Genomic DNA, 25,805 nt, shown 5'->3' on the forward strand with positions numbered 1-25,805 from the left:
TGTAGAGACGTTTAGAGACGATTACCGCGCTCAAGACGCTCTTGATACTCAAGCAATAATTTCTGGCGCTGATCTTCATTCATGGACTCGGCACCATCCATGCGACGCGCACCGTTGTAGCGCTTATCCCAATAAGTCTTGGTCATATCGTCCACACGAATCGCTTTACCCTTGGAGGGGGCATGAATAAATTTATTGTCACCCACATAGATACCAACATGAGAGAAGGCATGGCGCATGGTGTTAAAGAAGACTAGATCACCAGGTCTTAACTCATCACGTTTGACTTCCATGCCGACTTTACTCATCTGCGCAGACTTGCGCGGCAACAGGAAGCCAAAAGTATCCTTAAAGACATATCGTACGAAACCACTGCAGTCCAAACCGCTCTGAGGGGTATTGCCTCCCCAACGGTAACGCACACCAATGAGTTGCATCGCGTTATTGATGAGCTGCTCAGTACCGTCTGCCACAGAAGTGGTTACAGTGGTTGCCAATTGCGAGGCAACACCTGTAATTTTGGCAGCCGTTGTTTCGCGACCTGATTCGCGACCGATAGCCGCTTCTTCAGGTAAGTTCTGAGCGTGCACAGGACTTACAGCCAGCAATAATGCCGCTGCAATCCAAGTAAAACGAGTAGCGAAAGCTAATTGCTTGAATTTACGCATGAATTTCTATTGTAACGGATGACAAAAGCCCTGACTAGCCCTCCACTGCTAGCTCTTCCTCTTTGATTTTCTTACCTTTTTTAAGAGTAATGACGCGGTGCGACATAGCCTGAATGACGTCCATGTCATGGCTAATCAATAAATAAGCCAAGTTATATTTGCTCTGTAATTGAGTCAATAACTCCAGAACTTGCTTTTGAATCGTGACATCCAAAGCCGAAGTGGGTTCATCCAAGACCAAAATAGCCGGCTTTAAAACTAAAGCCCGTGCGATGGCAATTCTTTGCCGTTGACCTCCAGAAAATTCATGTGGGTAGCGTGATAAGGCCGTGCGATCTAAACCGACCTCTTTGAGCGCTTCTACGACTCGTGCACGAACTATTTCTTCTGATAATTCCGGGTGGTGTAAACGTAGACCCTCAGCCACGATATCCATCACCGTCATGCGCGGCGAGAGTGACCCAAATGGATCTTGAAAAATAACTTGGAAACTTTTACGCACCGTGCGTCTTTGGCTTGCACTTAAATCGCGCCAGACCTGCCCCATCACCTCGACGCGCCCTTCAACTCTCGCCCCAGATTGAGCTAATAAGTCTAATAAGGCTAAAGCCAAGGTCGATTTACCGCTCCCTGATTCACCAATCACACCGACTGTCTCACCTTGCTTGAGCTCTAAAGCCATATCTTTAAGCACTACCAGACTGTCTTGCTCAAGTAAGGGCTTCAATGACAAGGCACGCACACAATCGGCTAAGCGACTGAATAAAGCGACAGGTTTTGGGTAACTGACTTGTAAATGATCAGCCTTCAATAAAACAGGCGCGATCGGTACCAGAGGAATGACTTGACGCTGAGGTCGACTGTGAACCAGTTGCTGTGTATAGGCATGCTCTGGCTCTGTAAAGACCTTATGAGTTGAACCCGTCTCTAGAATTTTGCCTTGATGCATCACGACAACCCGCTGGGCAAAGCTTTGCACGGAAGTGAGATCGTGGGTAATCAGAATGACAGCCATCTCTGAGCTAGATGTCTCTTGTAAATCTTTGAGCAAATCGAGAATCTGATTACGTAAACTCGGATCCAAGGCCGTCGTGGGTTCATCGGCAATCAGTAATCTTGGCTTACAGGCTAGCGCCATGGCTATCATGGCTCTCTGACGTTGCCCACCTGATAATTGATGCGGGTAACTGTAAAAACGTTGCTCTGGCTCAGGTATTCCGGTCTTTTGTAAAAGCTGTACCGCCTCTTGATGAGCCGCTGCCGTTGACATGGCTTGATGACACAAAATAGCCTCAACAATTTGATTACCCACGGTATACAAGGGATTGAGTGCAGTCATCGGCTCTTGAAAGATCATGGCAATTTCTTGTCCACGCAAAAGACGCTTCTCATCTTCAGTAAGCTGATTGATATCGACCCGACGATCACGACCTGACCATAAAATTTGGCCATGTACGGTAGCCGACTCAGGCAAAAGACCCATTAAAGATAAGCCACTGAGTGTCTTACCAGAACCAGACTCACCCACAATGGCGATACGCTCGCCTGGCTGAACATCTAAATGAAATTGATCCACAACTCTTTTTCTACCAAAGTCGATAGAGAGATCGCTAACTTGCAAGAGACTCATGCACGCACCTCCTTGACTTGTCGGCGCGTATCAAAAGCATCCCGTATGGCATCACCAATAAAAGTGAGCAGCAGCAAGGTGAATACCAAAACCAAGAAGGTCGATAAAGAAATCCACCAAGCATCTAAGTTCGCTTTACCCTGCGCCAAGAGCTCACCCAAACTGGCCTGATTAGCGGGGACGCCTAAGCCTAAGAAATCCAAACTGGTCAGCGCCAAAATAGCAGCACTCATACGAAACGGTAAAAAAGTAATCACAGGGGTCATGCTATTAGGCAATATATGACGCCAGATGATTTGACGATTGGATAAACCTAAAGCTTGAGCGGCGCGCACATATTCTAGTGCGCGGTTTTTAAAGAATTCTGCACGTACGTAGTCAGACAGCCCCATCCAACCAAATAAAGATAAAAGAATGATTAGTAAAGCAACACTAGGGGCAAAGATGGATGCAAAAATGATGAGCAGATAGAGCTCGGGCATCGAGCTCCAGATCTCGATAGCGCGCTGCGATATCAGGTCAACTCGCCCCCCGAAATAACCCATCAAGGCACCTGTCAAAACACCAATAACCACGCCAATAATGGTCAATGCCAAAGCAAAGAGAATCGATAAGCGAAAGCCGTAAATTAAGCGCGCTAAAACATCTCGACCACGATCATCAGTCCCCAGCCAATTATCAACAGAAGGCGAGGCTGGATTAGGCTCCTTCGCAAAATAATTGAGCGTGTCATAACGATAAGGAATGATGGGGTAGATCGCCCAATGCCCTGCTTCTTTAAATTTTTTGCGTATCGCAGGATCTAGATAATCAGTGGGTGTCGGAAAGTCACCCCCAAAAGTGGTCTCAGGATAGGTCTTGATCATCGGTAAGTAATACTCACCTTGATACTTCACGATCAATGGTTTGTCATTTGCAATCACTTCGGCGAATAGGCTCAGAACAAATGCAAAACTAAAAATGAGCAAACTCCAGTAGCCCAGACGATGCGTTTTAAAACGCTGCCAGATACCAGATTGTCGAATCTGCCTGAGACTAAGCATTAGCGCTGCCCTCCCTGACTACCAAACTGAATCCGAGGGTCTACCAAAACATAAGCCAAATCTGAAACCAAACGCGTGACTAAACCAATTAAAGTAAATAGATATAAAGTTCCCAAGACCACTGGATAGTCGCGTTTCATGACGGCCTCATAAGAGAGCAAACCCAAACCATCGAGAGAAAACAAGGTTTCTATCAACAAGGATCCAGTAAAGAATGCACCGATAAATGCTGCCGGGAATCCAGTGACTAAAGGAATCATGGCATTACGAAAAACATGCTTCCATAACACTCTATTTTCCGTGAGGCCCTTTGCGCGCGCAGTGAGAACGTATTGCTTACGAATCTCTTCCAAGAAAGAGTTTTTTGTCAACATGGTAATCACGGCAAAATTACCTAAAACTGATGCCGTAATAGGTAAAACCAAATGCCATAAATAATCCATCACCTTGGCCATCAAACTAAGCTCCGCCCAGTTATCAGATGTGAGCCCTCTGAGAGGGAAAAGCTGTAAAAAACTACCCCCACCAAATAAGACGAGGAGCAACACTCCGAGCACGAATCCAGGGATGGCATAACCGACCAGAACGATCACACTGGTCACCGTGTCAAAACGCGTTCCTGCACGAACCGCTTTCTTAATACCCAAGGGTATTGATATCAAGTATGTAATAAAAAAAGTCCAAAGACCGAGGCTAATCGATACTGGTAATTTAGAGACGACCAAATCCCACACGCTACGATGTTGATAGTAACTCTGGCCTAAATCAAACATCGCAAAACGTTTGAGCATCAACCAATAACGCTCCAGAACTGGTTTATCAAAACCATAGAGTGCTTGGATTTCTTTGAGTCGCTCAGCATCGATACCTTGGCGCCCTCTGTATTGTGACGGCGTGGCACCACCGCCACTAGACTCACCGGCACCCACACTGGCCTCACCGCGACCTTTGAGCTCAAGCATCATTTGCTCAACAGGGCCGCCGGGTACAAATTGAATCACCGCAAAAGTCAGCGTCAATACTCCCAAAAGCGTGGGGATCATTAATAGGCAGCGCTGAATAATGTATCGAATCAGTGCGGGGTTCATGGAGCCTTCCTCCACCAAGTCGACAGAATCCATGACTCAGCAGCGTAGTAACTAGGTGGCGCGACGTAAGTCAGGTCTTTCTTAAATGACACACGATGCGTTGCAGAATACCAATGAGGCACAACATAATGACTGTGCATGAGCACTCGGTCGAGCGCACGTGTGGCGGTAATCAGATCAGCGCGCGTCGGGGCTTTCACAATCTGACCAATTAAGGCATCGACCACGGGTGAATGAACACCAATAATATTGTCTGAGCCTTTGGTCTTAGCAGCTTCACTACCAAAACGATCCCATAATTCATTACCAGGACTTTGTGAATCAGGGAAACGAGTTGTAGTCATATCAAAATCAAATTCTTCAATACGCTTTTGATACAAAGCAAAATCGGTCGTGCGTACATCGACTTGAATTCCTAACTTTTCTAAATTACGTACATAGGCGGCAATCACACGCCCCATAGCACCGCCATCCTCCATGATCTCGAAACGAAATACTTGACCCTGAGCATTGCGTAAAGCACCGTCTCGATAAGTCCACCCTGCTTGCGCCAAGAGACGCTTAGCTTCACGTAAATTGCCACGCAAGCTCTGTGGCTCTGCCGTGGATACTGGCAAGAGCATCGGACCTAGAGCTTGACTTGGGAATTCTTTTGGAAATTGCTTTTGTAGGTTTTCTAAAAGCCGCTTTTCTGCACCCTGAGGCAAGCTGCCAGGCTCATAAGAAGCACCCAACTCACTATTTGAGAAGTAACTATCTAGACGATAGTACTGCCCATAAAAAAGTTGGCGGTTCATCCACTCAAAATCAAGTGCCATAGTGAGCGCTTGACGCACTCTGGCATCGGTAAAGATGGGTTTGCGCAAGTTCATCACAAAACCTTGTATCCCTGCACCATTGCGATGCTTGAACTCTTTCTTCACGAGTGTGCCATCTCTAAACTTGGGTCCCACATAACTCTTGGCCCAATTTTTGGCGCGGTATTCCACGAGGGCATCAAACTCACCTGCCTTAAATGCTTCTAGACGGGCAGTGTCATCTTTGTAAAGCCTGTAGGCAATTCTTTCAAAGTTAAAAAAACCGCGGCGCACATTGATATCTTTGGCCCAATAGTCAGGATTCTTCTTAAATGTGATGGTCTTGCCCGGGTCGAACTTTTCAATCAAATAGGGTCCAGTACCTATGGGGGTTTCAAAGGTTAATTGATTGAATGGCTTACTTTGACCCTTAGCATCTTGACCCCATCGTTTTGAAAAGATGGGCATAGCACCAACAATCAAGGGTAATTCTGAGTTCTTACGTACAAACTCAAAACGTATCACACGCTCAGAGACTACCACCGCGCGCTTCACATCCGCATAAATGGTTCTAAATTGTGGGCTAGCTAACTTACTAATCAGGGTTTCAAAGGAATACTGCACATCTTGAGCCAATACCGGCTGACCATCATGAAAACGTGCCTGAGGACGAATCCTAAAAGTGACTGATAACTGGTCCTTTGCTAATTCCACATCTTCTGCCAAAAGACCATAAGACACTGCAATTTCATCAGCGCTACTCGTTAATAAACTTTCAAACATCAAGGCAGCAATACCTGGCGCAGTGATACCCTTGAGTGTAAAAGGGTTGAACTTATCAAAACTTGTGCGTCGATCAGGATTGGGTAATTGAAGCGTGCCCCCCATGGGAGCATTGGGGTTCACGTATGAGAAGTGTGAGAAATTGGCTGGGTACTTCATCTGCCCATATTGAGCAAAGCCATGCGCAGCGTGCGCCTTGTGGCTCAGCAGCGCCAGTGCAAGCAGAATGACAATGCAGAGCCCAGCAAGAGTGAACTTTTGCTTTACATGAAAAAATGGTGAGGGGCTCACGTGCATATGTGACAATTGTAGTTAGTCGTCAAAAAAGTGGTGAATTGTTTAAAAACAATGGATTTCACCCGAAAAATAGAAGGAAATCTGTATATGGGTTTTTTAGCCGGAAAAAAAATTGTCCTAACAGGACTGTTATCAAATCGCTCTATTGCCTATGGAATTGCTAAGGCCTGCCACCGCGAAGGTGCCGAATTAGCCTTCACTTATGTTGGCGAGCGTTTTAAAGATCGTATTACTGAGTTTGCTGCTGAATTTAACAGCCAACTGGTCTTTGACTGTGATGTCGGTAGCGATGAGCAAATCGCTCAACTATTTAAAGATCTATCAGCTTCCTGGCCACAATTTGACGGCTTGATTCATTCGATTGGCTTTGCCCCGCGTGAAGCAATCGCAGGTGATTTTTTAGAGGGTCTCAATCGCGAAGCCTTCAAAATTGCCCACGATATTTCAGCTTATAGTTTTCCGGCACTGGCTAAAGCAGCACTGCCGATGCTAAGACCTAATTCTGCACTTCTAACCCTCACTTATTTAGGCTCACAGATGGTCGTGCCTAACTACAACACGATGGGCTTGGCTAAAGCCTCTTTAGAAGCTAGCGTGCGCTACCTGGCTAATTCGGTGGGCCCCAAAGGAATTCGTTGTAATGGTATTTCAGCTGGCCCCATTAAAACGCTGGCAGCATCAGGCATCAAAGGTTTCGGCAAGATCCTAGACTTTGTAGAAGCGAACGCACCACTACGTCGCAACGTAACGATTGAAGACGTAGGAAATGCAGCAGCATTCTTAATGTCTGATTTAGCCGGCGGCATTACCGGTGAGATCACCTATGTAGACGGTGGTTTTAGCCATGTAGTCGGCGGCATGGCCGAGGGCGAGTCTGCCTAGAGTGACTTGAAGGGCTATAATTCACGTTCTTTTTAGCGCCCTTCTTCTCGGAGAGATGGATGAGTGGTTTAAGTCGCACGCCTGGAAAGCGTGTGTAGGTTAATAGCCTACCGCGGGTTCGAATCCCGCTCTCTCCGCCAATACAGAGAATCGCGCTTAAATCATTGATTTACCTAAGTATTACAATCAAGTGACACATCACACGATCTAGTGACAATCCCTGATTGTTGATTGATGGGCTAGGTTCTAGTATCTAAATCTGAACAACAACAATAACGGGCCAACCGTATGTCAGATGTGATTCTAGAAACAAAAAACCTAAGTAAAGAGTTCTTAGGCTTTTTGGCGGTCAGCGATGTCAATCTCCAGGTTAAAAAAGGTACGATTCATGCGCTTATTGGTCCTAATGGTGCAGGTAAAACAACTTGCTTTAATCTGCTGACCAAGTTCATTACGCCGAGTTCCGGAACCATTTATTACAAAGGGCAAGACATTACAGCGATGAACTCTGCTGAAATCGCTCGCATCGGGCTAGTCCGATCTTTTCAGATTTCCGCGGTATTCCCCCACTTAAGTAATCTTGAGAACGTGCGTATTGCCATCCAGCAACGTACCGGGGTCTCGATGCATTTTTGGAAAAGTGAAAACACACTCAAACATTTAAATGATGAGGCAATGTCTTATTTAGATCAGGTGGGCCTCACTGAATACGCCGACATGTTGGCTGTGAATTTGCCCTATGGTCGAAAAAGAGCTTTAGAAATCGCGACTACGCTTGGCATGAATCCTGAAGTCATGCTACTTGATGAGCCGACCCAAGGCATGGGTCACGAGGACGTAGAAAAGGTCACACAACTAATTAAGAAAGTTTCCGCCGGACGGACCATCTTAATGGTGGAACACAATATGAAAGTAGTCGCCTCCATTGCCGATACGATTACTGTTTTACAACGAGGCAAAATCATCACCAGCGGTAACTATGCAGAAGTATCAAGCAACCCTCAAGTGATTGAAGCCTATATGGGTTCAACGACTCAATCACTAGGAGCTCATGCATGACTACTGTCTTAAAGATTTCAGATTTGCATGGCTGGTATGGTGAATCACACATCCTGCACGGCATCGACTTAGAAGTGAAAGATGGTGAGGTCATTACTCTTTTAGGACGTAATGGCGCAGGTCGAACCTCTACCCTACGTGCGATTTGCGGACTGATGGGCAAGCGCACGGGTCATATAGAAATTTTTGGAAAAGCCAGTCTGAGCTTGCAATCTCATGAGGTAGCTCGTCTAGGTGTGGGCTATTGCCCTGAAGAACGCGGTATTTTTGCTAGCCTGAGCTGCGAACAAAATCTAATGTTGCCGCCAACGCTGGCACCAGGCGGCATGTCTGTTGATGAAATCTACGATATGTTTCCTAATCTTAAGGAGCGTCGCAACAGCCCAGGCGGGCGCCTCTCCGGCGGCGAACAGCAGATGCTGGCGATTGCTCGAATTTTAAGAACCGGCGCCAAATTACTCTTACTCGATGAAATTACTGAGGGGCTCGCTCCTGTAATCGTGGAGAAATTAGGCGAAGTAGTTCTGAACCTAAAAAAACGTGGTTTTACGATTGTCTTGGTAGAGCAAAACTTCCGTTTTGCTGCACCCTTGGCCGATCGTCATCACGTTATTGAACATGGCAAGGTTGTCAAAGTAGTCAGCCAAAACGAATTAGCCACCAGTACCTCTGAACTCAATGAGCTACTTGGCGTCTGATGCAGTTCTTTTTGTTTAAACGCAGTAACAAAGGAGTGGAGATGAAATACAAATTAGTGACCAAGGCTATTGCAGCGGCCTGTTTGACTGCTATGGCAGCCGGCGTATCGGCGCAAAAAGTCAGCGATGATGTCATCAAAATTGGCGTTCTCACGGACCTATCCGGTATTTATTCTGATTTAGCAGGACAGGGTTCTGTGATTGCCGCTCGTATGGCAATTGAAGATTTTTCTAAGAATAAGACTGTTCTTGGCAAAAAAATCGAATTAGTTTCTGCAGACCATCAAAATAAAGCGGACATCACAGCCAATAAAGCACGTGAATGGTTTGATAAAGAAAAAGTGGATGTCATCGTTGACTTGGTGACCACTAGCGCAGCACTGGCTGCTATGGAAGTAGCTGAACAGAAAAATAAAATCACTTTGATTTCTGGTGCGGCTTCTTTAGATATCACTAACTCCAAATGTACCGCAACCAATGTGCATTGGACGTATGACACCTACGCTCTGTCTGTCGGTACAGGTGGTGCCATGGTTAAAGCTGGCAAGAAGAATTGGTTCTTCGTGACTGCTGACTATGCTTTTGGTCACAATTTAGAACGTGATACTGCAGCGGTGGTGAATTCCTCTGGCGGCAAGGTAGTTGGCTCAGTTCGCCACCCCTTCCCTGGCAGCGACTTCTCTAGCTTCTTGTTAAAGGCTCAAGCTTCAGGTGCTCAAGTAATTGGCCTCGCCAATGCAGGTCAAGATACGATTAACTCCATTAAGCAAGCCGCTGAGTTTGGCATCACACAAAAGCAAACGATTGTGCCCTTACTTATGTTTATTACAGACGTTCACTCATTGGGTCTCAAAGCCGCGCAAGGTTTGACAGTCACTGAAGGCTTCTACTGGGACTTTAATGACAAAACGCGTGCCTGGTCTAAGCGCTTCTTCGCTCAACACAAGCGCATGCCAAGCATGGTGCATGCTGGTGTTTATTCAGCAGTACTCAATTATTTGAAGGCTGTTGAGGCCACTAAGTCTGACGACACAGCAGCAGTGATGGCTAAGTTGAAATCAACCCCGATTGATGATGGCTTGTTCAAAGGCGTGATTCGTGCGGACGGTAAGTTTGAGCATGATATGTACCTCCTCGAAGTGAAAAAGCCAAACGAATCTACAACACCATGGGATTACTACCATGTACGTGCTGTGATTCCAGCCAAGGATGCAACTTTGCCCTTGTCTAAATCAGTCTGTAAGTTGGTCAAGAAGTAATCGGGCTTGACTGGAGCGCATCATGTTTGAATTACTCGGCATTACGCCGCAAGGTTTGGTGGCCCAACTTTTGGTTGGGTTAATCAATGGCTCTTTCTACGCCATCCTCAGCTTGGGGCTTGCCATCATTTTTGGTTTACTGAATGTGATTAATTTCACACATGGTGCGCAGTACATGTTAGGTGCATTTATTTCATGGATAGGGTTGACTCAGCTCGGTATGTGGCTAGGTCAACCCGACTTCGTGATGAATTACTGGGTGTCATTATTCTTAACCCCCATCATCGTTGCCATGATTGGTATCGCCATTGAAAAAACGATGCTCAAACGTTTGTATCACTTAGATCATTTATACGGTTTATTACTGACTTTTGGTCTAGCTCTTGTCATGGAAGGCATGTTCCGCCACTGGTATGGCATTTCCGGTGAGAGCTATCCGGTTCCTGAAATTCTGCAAGGTGGCATACAACTCGAAAGCCTAGGCTTATTCCTACCCAAATATCGTGTCTGGGTCATTGCCGCATCACTGACTGTATGTCTAGGTGCTTGGTACCTTATTGAAAAGACAAAACTGGGCAACTATTTAAGAGCCGGCACAGAAAACCCAAAACTCTTGCAAGCATTGGGGATTAATGTGCCTCTGATGATTACCCTCACCTATGGTTTTGGGGTCGGCTTAGCAGCCTTTGCCGGTGTATTAGCAGCACCGGTATTTCAGGTGAACCCACTGATGGGTTCCAATTTAATTATTGTGGTGTTTGCTGTGGTCGTGATCGGTGGTATGGGCTCGATTATGGGTTCGATTGTGACCGGTTTGGGCCTTGGTTTATTGGAAGGCTTAACAAAAGTTTTCTACCCTGAAGCATCAAGCGTGATCATTTTTGTGATCATGGCAATTGTGTTATTGCTACGACCTGCTGGTCTGTTTGGAAAAGAAAAATGAAAAATACAGGGCCTTATGTGCAGTGGATTTTGCTAGCGCTTTTATTGCTGGCACCGTTTCAAGATTTCATCTACATCATCTTTTTGATGAAGGTCTTGTGTTTTGCTTTGTTCGCTTGCGCGTTTAATTTATTGTTGGGGTACACCGGCTTACTCTCCTTTGGCCATGCTGCTTTCTTTGGTGGTGCCGCCTATATCTCTTCGCACGTATGTAAAGAGTGGGGTTGGACTCCTGAACTCGGTATTCTGGCTGGTATGGTCTATGCCGGGGTGACCGGTTATATCGTTGGCTCTCTTGCGATTCGTCGCCAAGGTATTTACTTTGCCATGATCACCCTAGCACTATCCCAGTTGATCTTCTTCTTAGCCTTGCAATTACCCTTCACCAAAGGTGAAGACGGTATCCAAGGGGTACCCCGCGGTCACTTTTTAGGTCTCATTAATTTATCTGATGACATCAGCATGTATTACTTTGTCCTGGCTATTTTTGTGGCAGGCTTTGTCTTAATTCAGAGAACGATTCACTCACCTTTTGGACAAGTACTTAAATCTATTCGCGAAAACGAACCACGAGCCATTTCATTAGGCTATGACGTGGCTAAGTTCAAATTACTCGCTTTTGTAATTTCCGCCACTATTGCTGGTATGGCAGGATCTACCAAATCTTTGGTCTTCCAACTAGCAAGTCTCACTGATGTGCACTGGCACATGTCTGGAGAAGTCGTTCTGATGACTATTCTGGGTGGTATCGGCACAGTTTTAGGTCCTATCGTAGGTGCGACGGTGGTGGTGGGTCTACAAAATTACTTGGCCGGTATTGGCTCATTTAGCACCATCGTTCTTGGTGCCATTTTTGTGATTTGCGTCTTAGCATTTCGTCGCGGTATTGTGGGTGAAATCCAAGAATTGTGGAATCGCAAAAATCAATCTAAAGCCTCTTCATAAACAGTCTCTAGTCCCCATGCTTGCATGGGGCTAGTAAAAAAAATGGCAGCCGAAGCTGCCTAACGCGTACGTCAAAATTAGATTGGCTCTGTTGTTTGTCTCCTCCGGCCCTTGACTGAATTACGCTTGTAAAACTTCCTGTGCGGCCAATACACCGCTGCCCTTGAGCTGAATACCAAAGGCCTTCATGCCCATCTCGCAGCCGCTCAATGCGCCTAATAAGGCTAGCTCATTACACTCGCCTAAGTGACCAATACGATACATGCGGCCCTTAACCTTGCCTAAGCCAGTACCCAAAGATAAGTTGTAACGCTCATGGATGAGCTTACGCAACTGATCAGCATCCACCCCCTCAGGCGTCACCACACCCGTTAAAACGGGTGAGTAAACCGCAGGGTCTTGACATTGAATCTCCAAACCCCAAGCTTGCACTGCTGCACGGCATGCCTTGGCTAAACGCTGGTGGCGCGCAAAAACTTGATCTAAACCCTCTGTGAGAATCATGTCCATGGCCTCATGCAAACCATAGAGCAAATTGGTGGCTGGGGTAGATGGCCAATAGCCCGTTTTATTAGATTCTAAAATTTCGTCCCAAGCCCAGAATGCTTTGGGTAACTTAGCAGTTTTGCTGGCCTCGATGGCACGTGGGGATAAAGCGTTAAAACCCAAACCAGGGGGCAACATCAACCCTTTTTGTGAACCACTGACTGTCACATCTACGCCCCACTCGTCGTGCCTGAAGTCTGCAGAGGCTAAACCAGAAATCGTATCCACCATCAAAAGAGCTGGATGCTTGGCTGCGTCAATCGCCTTTCTTACCGCTGCAATATTAGAAGTCACACCCGTGGAAGTTTCATTGTGAACGACGCACACTGCCTTAATTTGATGTTGTGTATCCGCTTTGAGTCGCTCTTCAATTTTGGCGGCATCCACACCATAGCGCCAACCTTCAGCACCTGGCATACCTAAAAATTCTGTTTTTAAACCCAGTCTATCTGCGAGTTTTTTCCACAAAGTAGCAAATTGACCGGTCTCATACATTAAGACCAAATCACCAGGCGATAAGGTATTGACCAAGGCACCTTCCCAGGCGCCTGTTCCTGATGATGGATAAATAATCACAGGGTGCTTGGTTTTGAAGATCTTCTGGATATCGCTCAATATTTTTAGACCCAACTCCCCAAACTCAGGACCACGATGGTCGATGGTTTGGAAACTAATGGCACGCAAAACACGAGCAGGTACAGGGCTTGGGCCTGGGATGTGTAAAAAATGGCGGCCGGATGCGTGATTGTCTAATTTGAGCATAGTGATAGTCTCTCTCGGTTGTTATTTGTAGAAATATTAAACCATTTTTCTTTTTTGTATGCAAAAAATATGATTAGGAATTAACCCTATAGTGGTAAATACCACTAAATATAGCGTGTTTTAGGGCTTTCTAAAAAGAATTGTATGCAGTATATTAAGAATGCATACAAAATTGTCGATAAGTGAGAATTTCCAGTCATGGCTGCCATTATTCCGATTTCTTCTGAGCTCAATGCCCAAAACTTGCATGAAATGACCTTTCAAAAGCTACGCAATATGCTTGTCGAGGGTCAAATTGCACCAGGAAGCAAACTCAATGAACGTGAATTAGCGGAACAATTGTGCGTTTCTCGTACCCCAATTCGTGAGGCAATACGTCGTTTAGCTGCGGATGGCTTAGTCGAACTGATTGCCAATCGCGGTGCAATTGCCGTCAAACTCGATCGTGAAGATATTCTGAACACCTTTGATGTGATTGCTAATTTAGAGGGTTTTTCAGGAGAATTAGCCGTACAAAATATTACGGTAGAACAGTTAACAGAGCTAGAAGCCACTCACTACGAAATGTTGGCTCAGCATGCGCGTAAAGATCTGTCGAACTATTACCGCCTTAATCTAAAGATTCACCACCTCATCAATCAGGCTGCCAACAATCCGGTTCTGACTCGCTTGTATCAACAAGTGAATGCGCGTATTGAGGCTTTGCGCTTCAAATCAAACCAAGATGAACACAAGTGGCAAAAAGCGATTGAAGAACATCAAGAAATGATCGACGCCCTTAAGGCACGCGACACACAACGTATGCGTGCCGTAATGCAGTCTCATGTGATGAACAAACGCGATGTAGTGTTGGCCCTATTAGATACAGAAAACTTCAGCATTGCTCAACAATCATGAACAAACTTTACGAACCGATTACCGATCAACAAGCACAAGTCCAAGCCTTAGCCCTTCGCCTCAAAAAAGAAACTCAAGGCGAGGTTTTACTCGATACGCCATCGCGTGGCCGTTATGCGACTGATGCCTCGATTTACCAGGCTCTTCCTTTAGCCGTCTTTATTCCTAAGAGTGCTGCAGATATCGAAACCGCCATTCATTTGGCGCGCGAGCACAGCATACCGATTCTGCCGCGCGGGGGTGGCACCAGTCAGTGCGGTCAAACGACCGGCGCAGCGCTCGTGATCGACAATACAAAACATATTCGGCAAATCGTTGATCTCAACCTCGAGCAAGGCTATGTCGATGTTGAACCCGGCATTGTTTTAGATCATCTCAATGCAGCACTCAAAAAACATCAAGTATGGTTCCCCGTCGATGTATCCACGGCAGCACAAGCCACTATCGGCGGTATGGCTGGCAATAACTCTTGCGGCAGTCGCTCAATTGCCTATGGCAATATGGTCCATAACGTTTTAGGTATCGAAGCCTGGCTTGCTAGCGGCCAATCCCATTGGTTTGGTCCGATGAGCAAGGCTCAAGGCCGCCCTCTTGAAATTGGTCAATTTGTTGCCGATTTAGCCACTCGACTCCAACCTGAAATTGAAGAAAAATGGCCTAAAGTAATGCGTCGCGTTGCAGGTTATAACCTCGACATCTTCAATAATCAAAGTGAGCGACCTTATACCAGCGATGGTCAAGTGAACCTAGCTCATCTACTGGTCGGTAGTGAAGGATCCTTATCAGTCTATAAAAAACTTCGCTTGAAACTCGCCGAGCTACCGCGTCATAAAACTTTAGGGGTAGTGAATTTTGCCAGCTTCTATGACGCGATGGATAGCGCCCAGCATATTGTGAAGTTAGGGCCTTGCGCTGTGGAACTCGTCGATCGCACGATGATTGATTTATCGCGCAATAATCCGGCCTTCCGCTCAGTGATTGAAACTGCCCTCGTGAACCCTCAAGGAAAAACACCTGAGGCGATTTTGCTGGTTGAATTTGCCGGCTCTGATTTAGCGAGCCTGGAAAGAAAAGTGAAAGATCTCGTTGCCTTGATGTCAGATCTTGGTCAAGCTGATAGCGTAGTAGAGATGCTCCATCCAGAGATGCAAAAGAATCTCTGGGAAGTTCGTAAAGCAGGTCTGAACATCATGATGAGCTTAAAAGGCGATGGCAAGCCTGTCAGCTTCATCGAAGACTGTGCAGTCCCCTTGCCCAATTTGGCTGAGTACACCTCAGCACTGACAGAAGTATTTGCAAAATACGGTTCGCGCGGCACTTGGTATGCCCATGCCTCCGTAGGCACCTTACACGTGCGCCCTATTTTGGATATGCGCCGTGACGGCGCACAGAAAATGCGTGCCATCGCTGAAGAAGCTGCTGAATTAGTCCGTCGTTATAAAGGCGCCTACAGCGGTGAACATGGTGACGGCCTCTGTCGTGGCGAATGGATTGAATGGCAATTTGGCGAGCACATCACCAAAGCATTTGCCCAAATCAAACACTATATGGATCCAAGTAACTTGCTGAACCCCGGCAAGATTATTAATCCACCGCGCATGGATGATGCACGCTACTTTAGATTTTCTCCACAATACCGCGTCATACCACTGCAGACCTCGTTAGATTGGTCACAGTGGAATGTGCAAAATGATCCAGTGACCGAAGAGACCACAGCACCAGGTACCGGCGGCGATCCTGCACTCGGTTTTGCTAAGGCCGTGGAGATGTGTAATAACAACGGTCACTGTCGTAAGTTTGATGCCGGCACGATGTGCCCTAGCTATCGCGTTACACGCGATGAAAAGCATCTCACTCGCGGCCGTGCCAATACCTTGCGACTCGCACTCTCCAATCAATTAGATCGTCCTGGCATGGATGGCTTCTTAGCTCCTGAAGTCAAAGAAGCTTTTGATTTATGTGTGAGTTGCAAAGGCTGTAAGCGCGAGTGCCCTACCGGCGTGGATATGGCTAAGATGAAGATTGAATATCTAAGCCACTACAAGAAAAAACATGGCTGGTCATTACGCGATCGAGCGATTGCTTATTTACCGAAGTACTCGCATTGGATTGCCGACATCCCTGGCTTGGCACATGCTCTCAATTGGTGCAACCAAAGTCCACTACTCAAGAAACTAGGTGAAAAATTACTCGGCTTCTCAGCCAAACGTAGCTTACCTAGCTGGCGTCGTGACACGATCTGGCGTGAAACGCTGGGTAGTAGCCTAGAAAACTTATTAAGTTCTGACAAACCTGTGGTTTTATGGGCAGATACTTTCAATGGCTCATTTGAAACGGAGAACCTACGCAGCGCTGTACGTGTTTTAGAGGCAGCGGGCTACTGTGTATATATCCCCAAGAAGAATAATGGCCACTACTGTTGTGGTCGAACTTATTTAGCGAGCGGCATGGTCGATCGGGCTAAAGCGTCTGCACAAGAGCTCGTGCAAGCCTTCAGTACTTTTAGCTCAAGAAATATCCCAGTGATTGGCCTAGAACCTTCTTGCATACTCAGTTTACGAGATGAGTTTTTGGTCATGGGCCTCGGTTCTCCTGCTGAAAAGTTAGCTGCAGTGAGCCAAACTTTTGAAGAGTTTTTAAGTAAAGAGTATGAGGCAGGTCGGTTTATGCCGCAATTAAAGCCAGCGAGTCAAAACTTTTTATTGCATGGTCACTGCCATCAAAAATCGTTTGATGCCGTCAAACCCATCATACGTCTGCTGCAATTAATCCCAGAAGCCAAGGTGCAAATGATTGAAAGCTCCTGTTGCGGTATGGCTGGTAGCTTTGGCTATGAAGCTGAACATTTTGACTTATCGATGCAAATGGCTGAACTGAATTTATTGCCCGCTATTCGTCAAGCGCCTGATGCTCTTTTAATTGCAGATGGCTCTAGCTGTCGTCATCAAATTCAAGATGGTGTTGAGCGTCAAGCGTGGCATGTAGCACAAGTATTAGAAAAGCATTTAGCGCATTAATGTTGTTGTTATGTAGTTTTGCAAGCAGTGAAAGGTTCATTTACCAATAAGGAGGAGAGCATGAACACACGTCGCAAATTACTCGTCGCAGGATCGATCCTGGCAGCAGGATCATTAATGAATGTCCCGGTGATGGCTCAAAGTGGTGCTTGGCCCAACAAGCCGATTAGAGCCTTAGTCGGTTTTGCACCCGGCGGTGGCACAGATATCGTGGCCCGCGCACTAGCCCCCAAAATGGGTGAGGTATTAGGACAATCCATCGTGGTCGAAAACCGCGCAGGTGCTGCCGGCACAATTGCCGCTGACACTATTGCCAAACTACCCCCTGATGGCTACAACCTGCTGATTGGCCACTCCAACTCAAATGCGATTTCACCATTCGTGTTGCCTAAGATTGGTTATAACCCAGGCACAGATTTCACACCCATTACCTATATTGGTTACGTACCGAACGTACTCGTTGTGCATCCTTCAGTACCCGCCAATAGCGTTGAAGAATTAATTAAGTTAGCCAAGAGCAAGCCTGGTCAGCTGACATACGGATCATCAGGTATCGGTAGTACACAACATTTGGCTGGCGCACTTTTCTCGAAGATTGCAGGTGTGCAAATGAACCACATTCCCTACAAAGGTAGTGGTCAGGCCATCGTTGACTTGCTCGCAGGTCAAATCAATATGAACTTTGACACCATGCCACCGGTCTTGGAACATATTCGTAGTGGCAAGCTCAAAGCCTTGGCGATTTCAACACCGAAACGCATCCCACAACTACCGAACGTGCCTACTTTTGAAGAAGTCGGCATCAAAGGGTTTGATGTGACTAACTGGTACTCCGTCATGGGTCCAAAGGGTATGCCAGCAGACATGGTGAATAAGATCGACAAAGCTGTCAAAGCAGCGATGGCCGATCCTAAAAATAAGGCGACCTTAGATGCTCAAGGTTTGCAAACCGGTGGCGCTGACAGTCCTGCAGCCTTCGATGCTTTCTTGAAAGCTGAATTGACTAAATATCAGCGCCTCGTGAAAGAACTCAACGTGAAAGCGGAGTAAGGCACTGCATGAGCTCAATACCTAGCTCGACTTCACGCCCTCTGCCCTTAGAGGGCGTGAAGGTCCTTGATATTAGCCAAGTCATGGCAGGTCCCTATTGCTGCATGCTACTCGCGGATATGGGTGCCGATGTCATCAAAATAGAACCTCCAGGCACAGGAGATCAGACGCGTGGCGCCATGGGTTTCAAGATGAAAGGCCCCGATAGCATGGGCTTTTTGAATATGAACCGAAATAAGCGCAGTATCTCGCTGAATCTCAAATCTGATGCTGGAAAAAAAATTCTTTTTGAACTCGTTCAAGATGCAGATATCTTGGTGGAGAATTATCGCCCCGGCGTCATGAAAAAATTAGGCGTAGGTTATGAAGTTCTCTCTGAAATCAACCCGCGTTTAGTGTATGCCAGCATCTCTGGTTTCGGTCAATCCGGACCTTGGGCTGATCGCCCAGGCTTTGATCTAATGGCCCAAGCCATGTCTGGAGTGATGGCCATGACGGGCCACGGCGATGGTAAGCCTGTCAAAGCAGGCGTGCCTGTGGCTGATATTGGCTGCGCCCTCTTTGCGCTCTACGGTGTTTTATCGGCTTACATTGGAGCCCAGAAAACAGGTGTGGGGCAATATATTGATGCCTCCCTATTTGACTCAGCGCTCGCATTTTCTATTTGGGATACCGCGCAATACTGGGGCACAGGAGAAGCACCTGTGGCTTTGGGTACCGCGAATCGAATGAGCGCACCCTATCAAGCGGTGAAAGCCCAAGATGGCTATTTTGTGATGGGCGCTACCAATAAAAAACTTTGGGAAAAACTCTGCAAGATTTTAGAGCGAGCAGATCTACTAGAAGATCCACGCTTTATAACTATTGCTGATCGCCTAGCCCATCGCGAAGTCCTCATAGAAGAATTAGAAAAAAGTTTTGCTAAAAAGAAATGTGATGTTTGGATTGATGAGTTATTGTCACAGGGCATTCCTGCAGGCCCCATCTTGGACTATCCGCAGGCTTTTGCCAGTGAACATGGTCAACATCGTCAGATGAAAATGACGATCCCACATCCTATCGAAGGCAGCGTTCCGAATATTGGCTTTGCAGTCAAAATGATGGGTACTCCACAACAGGTGCGTCGTCATCCCCCCTTACTCGGCGAACATACCCGGGAAATTCTTCTAGAAAAAGGGTTGACTGCAGAAGCGATAGAACAATATGAAGCCGCCGGTGCCTTTACACCAGAAAGAGAATAATGTCTGATCAGGGTCGTGTCGTATTAGAACTGCGTGATGATATTGCTTACATCACTTTTGATCATGTTAGCGCTCGCAATGCGATGACATGGTCGATGTACGATCAGCTAAGCAGTATTTGCGCCCAATTAAAAGAAACCCGGGGTATACGTGCTGCCGTTTTACGTGGCGCCGGTGGTAAGTCTTTTGTATCAGGCACAGCGATTGACCAATTTACTGAATTTAAGGACGGACAAGCGGGCGTTGATTATGAAAAACATGTAGACGCCCATATCCAAGCTTTGGAGCAACTGCCCTTTCCAACGATCGCTGTTTTAGAAGGTTTAGCTATGGGGGGCGGACTTTTATTTGCTACCGCCTGCGACTTCAGAATTGCTAGCACAGGCACGAAGCTAGGTTGTCCCATCGCGCGCACTGTCAGCAATTGTTTATCTTCAGATAATCTAGCCCGCTTAATCACCGAGTTCGGTACCCAGAAAGTCAAACGTATGCTTTTACTCGCCGAAACACCGACGGCTGAGGAACTGTCTGATACGGGCTTTTTTTATCAGATCTGCCCTGCTGATCAGCTAGATCAGGTTTGCGAGCAGTTAATTCACACCATTCGTGCTCTATCGCCAACCACCTTGAAGGTTACCAAATTAGCCATGCGAGGTGCACATCAATCTCTCTTACCCAATGCAGACGATCTGATTCGGGAATGCTATGGCAGCGCTAATTTTAGAGAAGGGGTGAGTGCATTTTTAGCTAAACGCCCGGCACAATGGCGCACCGAGTGATCAATGACTAGCGCGTTTTAACGAGAAACTTGCCCCAGTTAAATACTGAATTGACCACGGGCTTTTTGTCAGTCGTAGATTTTTTAACTGCCGCTTTTTTGGGCGTTTGCTCGGCCTGCGTCACTTTTTTAACACGTGCCTCTTTATGAGCGATGACTTGAGCCAAACGCTTGAGTTGGTTTTCTGAAAAAGCCTGATCGACTTTTTTGACGAGTTGTTCATCCATCAGCGAAGCTAAAGTCACGCTAGCTAGATAGCCTAACATCTGCTGATGTAAGGTAGTCCATAAGGCACTGCTCGTTTGATCGGCTTCTTGCGGCTCACTATCAATGCCATCGACCGCAATAATGATGTCGGCTACCGTAATGTTAACTGGGCTACGCGCCAAGAGATAACCACCCCCTGGGCCACGAGCACTTTCAACAAGTTGTGCTTGGCGCAACTTACAAAACAACTGCTCAAGATAGCTCAAAGAGATAGCCTGGCGCTCACTGATAGAGGCCAAAGCTTGTGGTTTATGGTGAATAGCCTGCTCAGCCAAATCTAGCATGGCTGTCACAGCGTATCGACCTTTAGTAGCAACTCTCATACTGATAATCTAACACAGTTTGCCTAGTTAGAATTTTTCTATAAGTATTCAAAGATTTAGCAGTGTTATGGGTATTAATACCCTATTAAATAGGGACTTTTTTAGGTATCATTGCAGCAGTTTTATTGATCAACGTTTCTGAGTAAGGGAGTCCTCATGAAAGTAGTTAGCGCCATGATTGCAGCAGCTGTATTAGTTTCTGCACCTGCTTTTGCATCGAAAGAAATCGCTGGTAAGAATGCTTGTATGGGTTGCCACGCGGTAGATAAAAAATTAGTTGGTCCATCCTACAAAGACATCGCCGCTCGTTATAAGGGTCAGGCTGATGCAGTAGATAAGTTAGCTAAGAAGGTGAAAGCCGGTGGTTCTGGCGTATGGGGTCCTGTGCCTATGCCTGCCAACGCAAGCATTAGCGATGCTGATGCTCGAGCTGTGGTTCAGTGGATCTTGAACGGCGCCAACTAATTCGCTAAGTTTGATTGATCAAAAGCCGACTCAGGTCGGCTTTTTTATTTCTAATAGATTGTTTAGTTTGTTAAATAATCTAGAGCCAAGGCTTCAGCCACCTTAATACCATCAACGCCTGCTGAGAGAATACCTCCCGCATAGCCAGCCCCCTCACCCGCAGGGTACAAGCCTTGAATATTCAAGCTTTGATATTTTTCATTACGTTTAATTCTGATAGGCGAAGAGGTACGTGTCTCGACCCCCGTCAGAACGCCATCCGACTTAGCAAAGCCGGGAATCTGTTGATCAAAAGCAGGGATAGCTTCACGAATCGCTTCAATTGCATAAGCAGGTAAGGCTGTTTCCAAATTAGTCAAATGCACACCGGGCTTATAGGAAGGAATTACCTGACCGAATTCGGTAGAGGCTTGGTTCTTTAAAAAGTCGCCGATTAATTGCCCAGGAGCCTCATAGCTACTGCCCCCTAGGACATATGCATGAGACTCGAGCTGTCTTTGAAAATCAATCCCTTTGAGCGGGTCAACCATACTCGCACCAAAATCCTCGGGGTTCACATTAACAACAATCCCAGCATTCGCATTGCGCTCATTACGCGAATACTGGCTCATCCCATTGGTCACGACACGTTGCTCTTCCGAGGTCGCCGCGACTACAGTTCCACCCGGGCACATGCAAAAACTGTAAACAGCTCTGCCATTGGAGGCGTGATGAACTAATTTATAGTCAGCTGCACCAATGAGTGGGTGACCTGCGTGCGGACCTAGACGAGCGCGGTCAATTAATGACTGAGGATGTTCGATACGAAAACCCACCGAAAATGGCTTAGGCTCGATGTAGACACCCTGCCCAAATAAGGTTTTAAAAGTGTCCCGGGCACTATGGCCCAAGGCCAAAACGACATGTTCAGTGGCAATGGTCTGCCCAGACTCTAGAGTCACTCCATAAATCTTTCCAGAACGAATATCAAATTGCGTGACCTTGCTTTGAAAACGTATCTCACCACCCAAATCAATAATCTCTTGGCGAATCTTCTCGACCATTCCGACTAAGCGGAATGTGCCAATATGCGGCTTGGCTACATAAAGAATTTCTTCAGGAGCGCCCGCCTTCACAAACTCATGGAGGACTTTACGACCATAAAACTTGGGATCTTTAATTTGGCTATAAAGCTTTCCATCCGAAAAGGTGCCTGCCCCACCCTCACCAAATTGCACATTGGATTCTGGATTAAGGATTTTTTTACGCCACAAACCCCAGGTATCTTGAGTTCTCTCTCGAACCGCTTTGCCTCGCTCTAATACGATGGGTTTAAAACCCATTTGCGCCAAAATCAATGCAGCAAAAATTCCACAAGGGCCAAAACCAATGACGACGGGGCGGTGCTTGAGTTGGGCTGGAGCTTGGGCTACAAAATGATAGGCTGTATCGGGGGTTGCCTTAATCTGAATATCCGCTTTGAGCTTTTGCAAAAGCCGATCTGGCTCTTGAACCTGTACATCAATGGTATAGATAAAAGACAGGTCGATGTTTTTACGCGCATCATAACTGCGTTTAAAAATCTCATAAGTGATGAATTCCTCATGAGAGATTCGTAAACGCTTTAAGATGGCATTTAACAGATCGTCCTGGCTATGGTCGATAGGCAAACGCAATTCATGAATTCGAATCATAGGGCTATACGATACACAAGGCAGAGCAAAGAGGCAAAATAAGGATATGGATGTGCAAAAAGAAGAGTCTTTCATTATTGAGAAAACCCAAACATGGCTGATACAAGCCGTGATTGGCCTCAATCTTTGCCCTTTTGCCAAAGCCCCTCATGTAAAAGGTCTGATTGCTTATCGGGTGAGTCAAGCACGCGATATTGAGACATTAGTCAGCGACCTACACCAGGCCCTAGAAGAACTAGCCGAGGCACGACCTGATCAAATAGAGACGACCCTACTGATACATCCTTGGATTCTGAATGACTTCATGGAATATAACGATTTTCTCGAGTTAGCTGATGAACTGGTTGAAGAGCTCGATTTGGCTGGCATCCTACAAGTGGCAAGCTTTCATCCCGACTATCAATTTGCAGGCACTCACAAAGACGACATCTCTAATTACACCAATCGCTCACCCTACCCCACCCTACATTTGATCCGCGAAGAGAGCATCGATAAAGCCGTAGAAGCCTTTCCGGAAGCTGAACAAATTTATGAAACTAATATCGCCACGATGGAAAAGCTTGGTGTAGCAGGTTGGGAAAAATTATTTAAAAAATAACTAACGGGCCGTGCGTAAATAATCGACCAATTTATCAATGACCGGTGGGTTCTTGGCCGTTAACTTTGAGACCACATAAGCTGCAATAAAACTGGCAGGGATACCGAACGCGCCAGATGCAATAGGATCGACACCAAACCAGCGGTCGCCGAATACACCGGTAATTCTGGAAACGAAGGGGTAATTAAGAGCAATATACGTACCGCTAATCATGACCCCAGTGACCATACCGGCAATAGCGCCCCATTTATTGATCGTTTTGGAATACACCGCCATGATGAGCACGGCAAAAAAACTAGATGCGGCCAGTGAAAAAGCTGCTCCCACTAAAAATAATATGTCCCCAGGTCGCAAGGAAGTGACATAAGCAGCAAAAAGAGCGACTGCTAGAAGAATAATCTTCGCTGAGGTGACTCGTTGTTGGTGCGTTGCTTTGCGCCCCATCAAATGATAGTAAACATCATTGGATATGGAGTTGGATATGGTTAGCAAGAGTCCATCAGCAGTCGATAAGGCTGCTGCTAAAGCGCCGGCCGCAACCAAGCCAGATATGACATAAGGCAATCCAGTGATTTCAGGAGCGGCCAAGATAACCATATCAGGCGAAATCGAAATCTCAGCCCATTGCACAAAACCATCGCCGTTCACATCATTAAGGACAATGGCAATAGGTTCTAATTTGCGCCAGTTCAAAACCCAGGTGGGCAAATCCGCATAACTGATGCCCACTAAGTTCTTAAAAAGATCTAACTTCACCATCACCGCCAAGGCAGGTACGCTGAGATAGAAGATGGCCACAAAAAATAAGGTCCAGAAAACTGAATAGCGGGCTGCAGCCACACTCGTTGTTGTAAAGAAACGGGTCAATATGTGCGGCAAGCTGGCTGTGCCAAACATTAAACAAAAAATCAACAAAACAAAATTAAGTTGATCAATACCACCTGCCTTGTCATCTGCCTGCCATGATGGAGGCGGGGTCATCGAGGGCGCTGCTTTTTGGCCACGCAATAAGGCCTCTTTTCTTTCTTGCTCCCAGGCATCATAAGCATCGGCAGGATCTTTAGGATAAGCATTTAATTTTTTCTCAATTTGCTTAATTTCCCTGAGTGAGAGCTGCTTCTCGCGTGCATCTTGTAACTCTTTTTCAAGTAACTGTTTTTGCTTAAAGTAAGAATCAGGCAACTGGTCGATACGCTTTTTTAATTCTTGCGCACGCTTGGTATAAAAATCTCTGACCTTCTGCTCTTCAGCGGTGACTGCATAATCAGTCTCGTGATAATTAATTTCCTCGAGCAACTTACCATAATGCAGCTGTGGCAATACATGATCGTGTTTTTTCAAAGAGATCATCGATAGAGGTAAGAGCAAAGCAATAATCAAAATGATGTACTGCGCAACCTGCGTCCACGTCACCGCCCGCATGCCCCCCAAAAAAGAGCAAACCAGAATACCGGCTAAGCCAAAGAAAACACCAATACCAAATTCAACACCAATAAAGCGCGTCACAATTAAACCCACGCCTTGAATTTGGGCCACCAAATACACAAAGGAGCAGAGAATCGTAATGGCGACTGCCACTAGGCGAACCATGGCACTACCGCCTTCAACACCTTGGCCATAACGGATCGCTAAGAAATCGGGAATCGTGAATGTGCCAAACCGTCGAATATAGGGCGCAATCAACATGGCAACTAAGCAAAATCCGCCTGTCCAACCGACGATAAAGGCGAGCGCTTTATAACCACTACTAAATAAGATCCCTACCAAACCAATAAACGTGGCAGCACTCATCCAATCTGCAGCGGTAGCCATCCCGTTAAAGACTGCCGGAATACGGCGCCCTGCAACGTAATACTCTGTCATATCAGAAGTGCGACAAATCAGACCAATACTGGCATAGACCGCAATAGTGACGAAGAGAAAAACATAGCCTAACCATAGGCCTGGGCCATTTTGTACTTCTAATAAACCCATCAAATAAACAAAGAAAAGAAATCCGCCAGCAAATAGCAGGTAATAGCTTGCCACTTGTTTGGAATCAGAACGGATCTTCATAGCTCTAGTTTAGCTGTATCTGCGATGGGTATAAAAAAAGGC

General features: G+C 46.3%; 22 protein-coding genes and 1 tRNA gene. 14 read left to right on the forward strand and 9 right to left on the reverse strand.

Going from position 1 to position 25,805, the window contains the following annotated elements:
- Positions 1 to 11: 11 nt before the first annotated feature.
- The 5 genes from ICE94_RS01130 to ICE94_RS01150 are packed head-to-tail and all read right to left on the reverse strand — an operon-like array spanning position 12 to position 6,306.
- Positions 12 to 668: a C40 family peptidase gene (locus ICE94_RS01130; RefSeq protein ID WP_216147622.1), complete on the reverse strand. Its 657-nt coding sequence runs from the start codon at positions 666 to 668 to the stop codon at positions 12 to 14.
- 34 nt (positions 669 to 702) lie between these two features.
- Positions 703 to 2,298 carry an ATP-binding cassette domain-containing protein gene (locus ICE94_RS01135; RefSeq protein WP_216147625.1) on the reverse strand — a complete coding sequence of 532 codons (1,596 nt, stop codon included), beginning with the start codon at positions 2,296 to 2,298 and terminating at the stop codon, positions 703 to 705.
- Positions 2,295 to 3,341, reverse strand: a complete 1,047-nt coding sequence (locus ICE94_RS01140) for an ABC transporter permease (protein WP_216147628.1) — start codon at positions 3,339 to 3,341, stop codon at positions 2,295 to 2,297. The genes ICE94_RS01135 and ICE94_RS01140 overlap by 4 nt, the downstream gene beginning before the upstream one ends.
- Entirely contained in the window at positions 3,341 to 4,429 is a 1,089-nt protein-coding gene (locus tag ICE94_RS01145) for a microcin C ABC transporter permease YejB (protein WP_370623788.1), read from the reverse strand. The genes ICE94_RS01140 and ICE94_RS01145 overlap by 1 nt, the downstream gene beginning before the upstream one ends.
- Entirely contained in the window at positions 4,426 to 6,306 is a 1,881-nt protein-coding gene (locus tag ICE94_RS01150) for an extracellular solute-binding protein (protein WP_216147631.1), read from the reverse strand. The genes ICE94_RS01145 and ICE94_RS01150 overlap by 4 nt, the downstream gene beginning before the upstream one ends.
- Before the next feature lie 87 nt (positions 6,307 to 6,393).
- Between ICE94_RS01150 and fabI the strand changes: the two genes are divergently transcribed.
- The 7 genes from fabI (at position 6,394) to ICE94_RS01185 (ending at position 12,091) form a co-directional block, all read left to right on the forward strand.
- The gene (fabI, locus tag ICE94_RS01155; RefSeq protein ID WP_216147634.1) at positions 6,394 to 7,188 is read left to right on the forward strand and encodes an enoyl-ACP reductase FabI; all 795 of its coding nucleotides are present in this window, start codon (positions 6,394 to 6,396) and stop codon (positions 7,186 to 7,188) included.
- Positions 7,189 to 7,237: 49 nt separating this feature from the next.
- Positions 7,238 to 7,328, forward strand: a tRNA-Ser gene (locus ICE94_RS01160).
- Between the two features lie 148 nt (positions 7,329 to 7,476).
- Positions 7,477 to 8,247 (forward strand): ABC transporter ATP-binding protein, encoded by a 771-nt coding sequence (locus tag ICE94_RS01165; protein WP_216147637.1) that lies wholly within the window; start codon positions 7,477 to 7,479, stop codon positions 8,245 to 8,247.
- Positions 8,244 to 8,945 carry an ABC transporter ATP-binding protein gene (locus tag ICE94_RS01170; RefSeq protein ID WP_216147641.1) on the forward strand — a complete coding sequence of 234 codons (702 nt, stop codon included), beginning with the start codon at positions 8,244 to 8,246 and terminating at the stop codon, positions 8,943 to 8,945. Before ICE94_RS01165 ends, ICE94_RS01170 begins: the two co-directional genes overlap by 4 nt.
- A 41-nt stretch (positions 8,946 to 8,986) precedes the next feature.
- Entirely contained in the window at positions 8,987 to 10,204 is a 1,218-nt protein-coding gene (locus tag ICE94_RS01175) for an ABC transporter substrate-binding protein (protein ID WP_216147644.1), read from the forward strand.
- A gap of 22 nt (positions 10,205 to 10,226) precedes the next feature.
- Positions 10,227 to 11,147, forward strand: a complete 921-nt coding sequence (locus ICE94_RS01180) for a branched-chain amino acid ABC transporter permease (RefSeq protein WP_216147647.1) — start codon at positions 10,227 to 10,229, stop codon at positions 11,145 to 11,147.
- Positions 11,144 to 12,091 carry a branched-chain amino acid ABC transporter permease gene (locus tag ICE94_RS01185; protein WP_216147650.1) on the forward strand — a complete coding sequence of 316 codons (948 nt, stop codon included), beginning with the start codon at positions 11,144 to 11,146 and terminating at the stop codon, positions 12,089 to 12,091. Before ICE94_RS01180 ends, ICE94_RS01185 begins: the two co-directional genes overlap by 4 nt.
- A 120-nt stretch (positions 12,092 to 12,211) precedes the next feature.
- Here ICE94_RS01185 and ICE94_RS01190 read toward each other — a convergent pair whose 3' ends face one another.
- The gene (locus ICE94_RS01190) at positions 12,212 to 13,399 is read right to left on the reverse strand and encodes an alanine--glyoxylate aminotransferase family protein (RefSeq protein WP_216147653.1); all 1,188 of its coding nucleotides are present in this window, start codon (positions 13,397 to 13,399) and stop codon (positions 12,212 to 12,214) included.
- A gap of 198 nt (positions 13,400 to 13,597) precedes the next feature.
- Here ICE94_RS01190 and ICE94_RS01195 point away from each other — a divergent pair, with 198 nt between their 5' ends.
- Genes ICE94_RS01195 through ICE94_RS01215 form a run of 5 tightly spaced genes read left to right on the forward strand, consistent with a single transcriptional unit; the run spans position 13,598 to position 20,383 of the window.
- Positions 13,598 to 14,296, forward strand: a complete 699-nt coding sequence (locus ICE94_RS01195) for a GntR family transcriptional regulator (protein WP_216147656.1) — start codon at positions 13,598 to 13,600, stop codon at positions 14,294 to 14,296.
- Positions 14,293 to 17,313: an FAD-binding and (Fe-S)-binding domain-containing protein gene (locus tag ICE94_RS01200; RefSeq protein ID WP_216147659.1), complete on the forward strand. Its 3,021-nt coding sequence runs from the start codon at positions 14,293 to 14,295 to the stop codon at positions 17,311 to 17,313. Before ICE94_RS01195 ends, ICE94_RS01200 begins: the two co-directional genes overlap by 4 nt.
- A 60-nt stretch (positions 17,314 to 17,373) precedes the next feature.
- On the forward strand, positions 17,374 to 18,363 hold the full coding sequence (locus ICE94_RS01205) for a tripartite tricarboxylate transporter substrate binding protein (RefSeq protein WP_216147661.1): 990 nt from the start codon (positions 17,374 to 17,376) through the stop codon (positions 18,361 to 18,363).
- A gap of 8 nt (positions 18,364 to 18,371) precedes the next feature.
- Positions 18,372 to 19,604 (forward strand): CaiB/BaiF CoA-transferase family protein, encoded by a 1,233-nt coding sequence (locus tag ICE94_RS01210; RefSeq protein WP_216147666.1) that lies wholly within the window; start codon positions 18,372 to 18,374, stop codon positions 19,602 to 19,604.
- Entirely contained in the window at positions 19,604 to 20,383 is a 780-nt protein-coding gene (locus ICE94_RS01215) for an enoyl-CoA hydratase (protein WP_216147669.1), read from the forward strand. Before ICE94_RS01210 ends, ICE94_RS01215 begins: the two co-directional genes overlap by 1 nt.
- Before the next feature lie 7 nt (positions 20,384 to 20,390).
- Here the strand turns inward: ICE94_RS01215 and ICE94_RS01220 are convergent, their stop codons facing one another.
- Positions 20,391 to 20,972 (reverse strand): Rrf2 family transcriptional regulator, encoded by a 582-nt coding sequence (locus ICE94_RS01220; protein WP_216147672.1) that lies wholly within the window; start codon positions 20,970 to 20,972, stop codon positions 20,391 to 20,393.
- Between the two features lie 156 nt (positions 20,973 to 21,128).
- Here ICE94_RS01220 and ICE94_RS01225 point away from each other — a divergent pair, with 156 nt between their 5' ends.
- On the forward strand, positions 21,129 to 21,437 hold the full coding sequence (locus ICE94_RS01225; protein ID WP_216147675.1) for a c-type cytochrome: 309 nt from the start codon (positions 21,129 to 21,131) through the stop codon (positions 21,435 to 21,437).
- A gap of 62 nt (positions 21,438 to 21,499) precedes the next feature.
- Here the strand turns inward: ICE94_RS01225 and ICE94_RS01230 are convergent, their stop codons facing one another.
- Entirely contained in the window at positions 21,500 to 23,110 is a 1,611-nt protein-coding gene (locus ICE94_RS01230) for an NAD(P)/FAD-dependent oxidoreductase (protein WP_216147678.1), read from the reverse strand.
- A gap of 46 nt (positions 23,111 to 23,156) precedes the next feature.
- Between ICE94_RS01230 and ICE94_RS01235 the strand changes: the two genes are divergently transcribed.
- A complete protein-coding gene (locus ICE94_RS01235) occupies positions 23,157 to 23,708 on the forward strand; it encodes a DUF1415 domain-containing protein (protein ID WP_216147681.1) in 552 nt (183 codons plus the stop codon).
- Here ICE94_RS01235 and ICE94_RS01240 read toward each other — a convergent pair whose 3' ends face one another.
- Positions 23,709 to 25,763, reverse strand: a complete 2,055-nt coding sequence (locus ICE94_RS01240) for a VC_2705 family sodium/solute symporter (protein ID WP_216147684.1) — start codon at positions 25,761 to 25,763, stop codon at positions 23,709 to 23,711.
- Between the last annotated feature and the right edge of the window lie 42 nt (positions 25,764 to 25,805).

It is taken from the genome of Polynucleobacter sp. MWH-Loch1C5 (assembly GCF_018881775.1).
Classification (GTDB): domain Bacteria; phylum Pseudomonadota; class Gammaproteobacteria; order Burkholderiales; family Burkholderiaceae; genus Polynucleobacter.

Excerpts from the sequence above, each read along its gene's own strand:
- ICE94_RS01225 (WP_216147675.1), top strand. The coding sequence starts at position 21,129 with ATGAAAGTAGTTAGCGCCATGATTGCAGCAGCTGTATTAGTTTCTGCA.
- ICE94_RS01135 (WP_216147625.1), bottom strand. The coding sequence starts at position 2,298 with ATGAGTCTCTTGCAAGTTAGCGATCTCTCTATCGACTTTGGTAGAAAA.
- fabI (WP_216147634.1), top strand. The coding sequence starts at position 6,394 with ATGGGTTTTTTAGCCGGAAAAAAAATTGTCCTAACAGGACTGTTATCA.
- ICE94_RS01190 (WP_216147653.1), bottom strand. The coding sequence starts at position 13,399 with ATGCTCAAATTAGACAATCACGCATCCGGCCGCCATTTTTTACACATC.
- ICE94_RS01215 (WP_216147669.1), top strand. The coding sequence starts at position 19,604 with ATGTCTGATCAGGGTCGTGTCGTATTAGAACTGCGTGATGATATTGCT.
- ICE94_RS01210 (WP_216147666.1), top strand. The coding sequence starts at position 18,372 with ATGAGCTCAATACCTAGCTCGACTTCACGCCCTCTGCCCTTAGAGGGC.
- ICE94_RS01185 (WP_216147650.1), top strand. The coding sequence starts at position 11,144 with ATGAAAAATACAGGGCCTTATGTGCAGTGGATTTTGCTAGCGCTTTTA.
- ICE94_RS01140 (WP_216147628.1), bottom strand. The coding sequence starts at position 3,341 with ATGCTTAGTCTCAGGCAGATTCGACAATCTGGTATCTGGCAGCGTTTT.
- ICE94_RS01230 (WP_216147678.1), bottom strand. The coding sequence starts at position 23,110 with ATGATTCGAATTCATGAATTGCGTTTGCCTATCGACCATAGCCAGGAC.
- ICE94_RS01235 (WP_216147681.1), top strand. The coding sequence starts at position 23,157 with ATGGATGTGCAAAAAGAAGAGTCTTTCATTATTGAGAAAACCCAAACA.
- ICE94_RS01240 (WP_216147684.1), bottom strand. The coding sequence starts at position 25,763 with ATGAAGATCCGTTCTGATTCCAAACAAGTGGCAAGCTATTACCTGCTA.
- ICE94_RS01165 (WP_216147637.1), top strand. The coding sequence starts at position 7,477 with ATGTCAGATGTGATTCTAGAAACAAAAAACCTAAGTAAAGAGTTCTTA.
- ICE94_RS01130 (WP_216147622.1), bottom strand. The coding sequence starts at position 668 with ATGCGTAAATTCAAGCAATTAGCTTTCGCTACTCGTTTTACTTGGATT.
- ICE94_RS01180 (WP_216147647.1), top strand. The coding sequence starts at position 10,227 with ATGTTTGAATTACTCGGCATTACGCCGCAAGGTTTGGTGGCCCAACTT.
- ICE94_RS01220 (WP_216147672.1), bottom strand. The coding sequence starts at position 20,972 with ATGAGAGTTGCTACTAAAGGTCGATACGCTGTGACAGCCATGCTAGAT.
- ICE94_RS01170 (WP_216147641.1), top strand. The coding sequence starts at position 8,244 with ATGACTACTGTCTTAAAGATTTCAGATTTGCATGGCTGGTATGGTGAA.
- ICE94_RS01145 (WP_370623788.1), bottom strand. The coding sequence starts at position 4,429 with ATGAACCCCGCACTGATTCGATACATTATTCAGCGCTGCCTATTAATG.
- ICE94_RS01150 (WP_216147631.1), bottom strand. The coding sequence starts at position 6,306 with ATGCACGTGAGCCCCTCACCATTTTTTCATGTAAAGCAAAAGTTCACT.
- ICE94_RS01175 (WP_216147644.1), top strand. The coding sequence starts at position 8,987 with ATGAAATACAAATTAGTGACCAAGGCTATTGCAGCGGCCTGTTTGACT.
- ICE94_RS01205 (WP_216147661.1), top strand. The coding sequence starts at position 17,374 with ATGAACACACGTCGCAAATTACTCGTCGCAGGATCGATCCTGGCAGCA.
- ICE94_RS01195 (WP_216147656.1), top strand. The coding sequence starts at position 13,598 with ATGGCTGCCATTATTCCGATTTCTTCTGAGCTCAATGCCCAAAACTTG.
- ICE94_RS01200 (WP_216147659.1), top strand. The coding sequence starts at position 14,293 with ATGAACAAACTTTACGAACCGATTACCGATCAACAAGCACAAGTCCAA.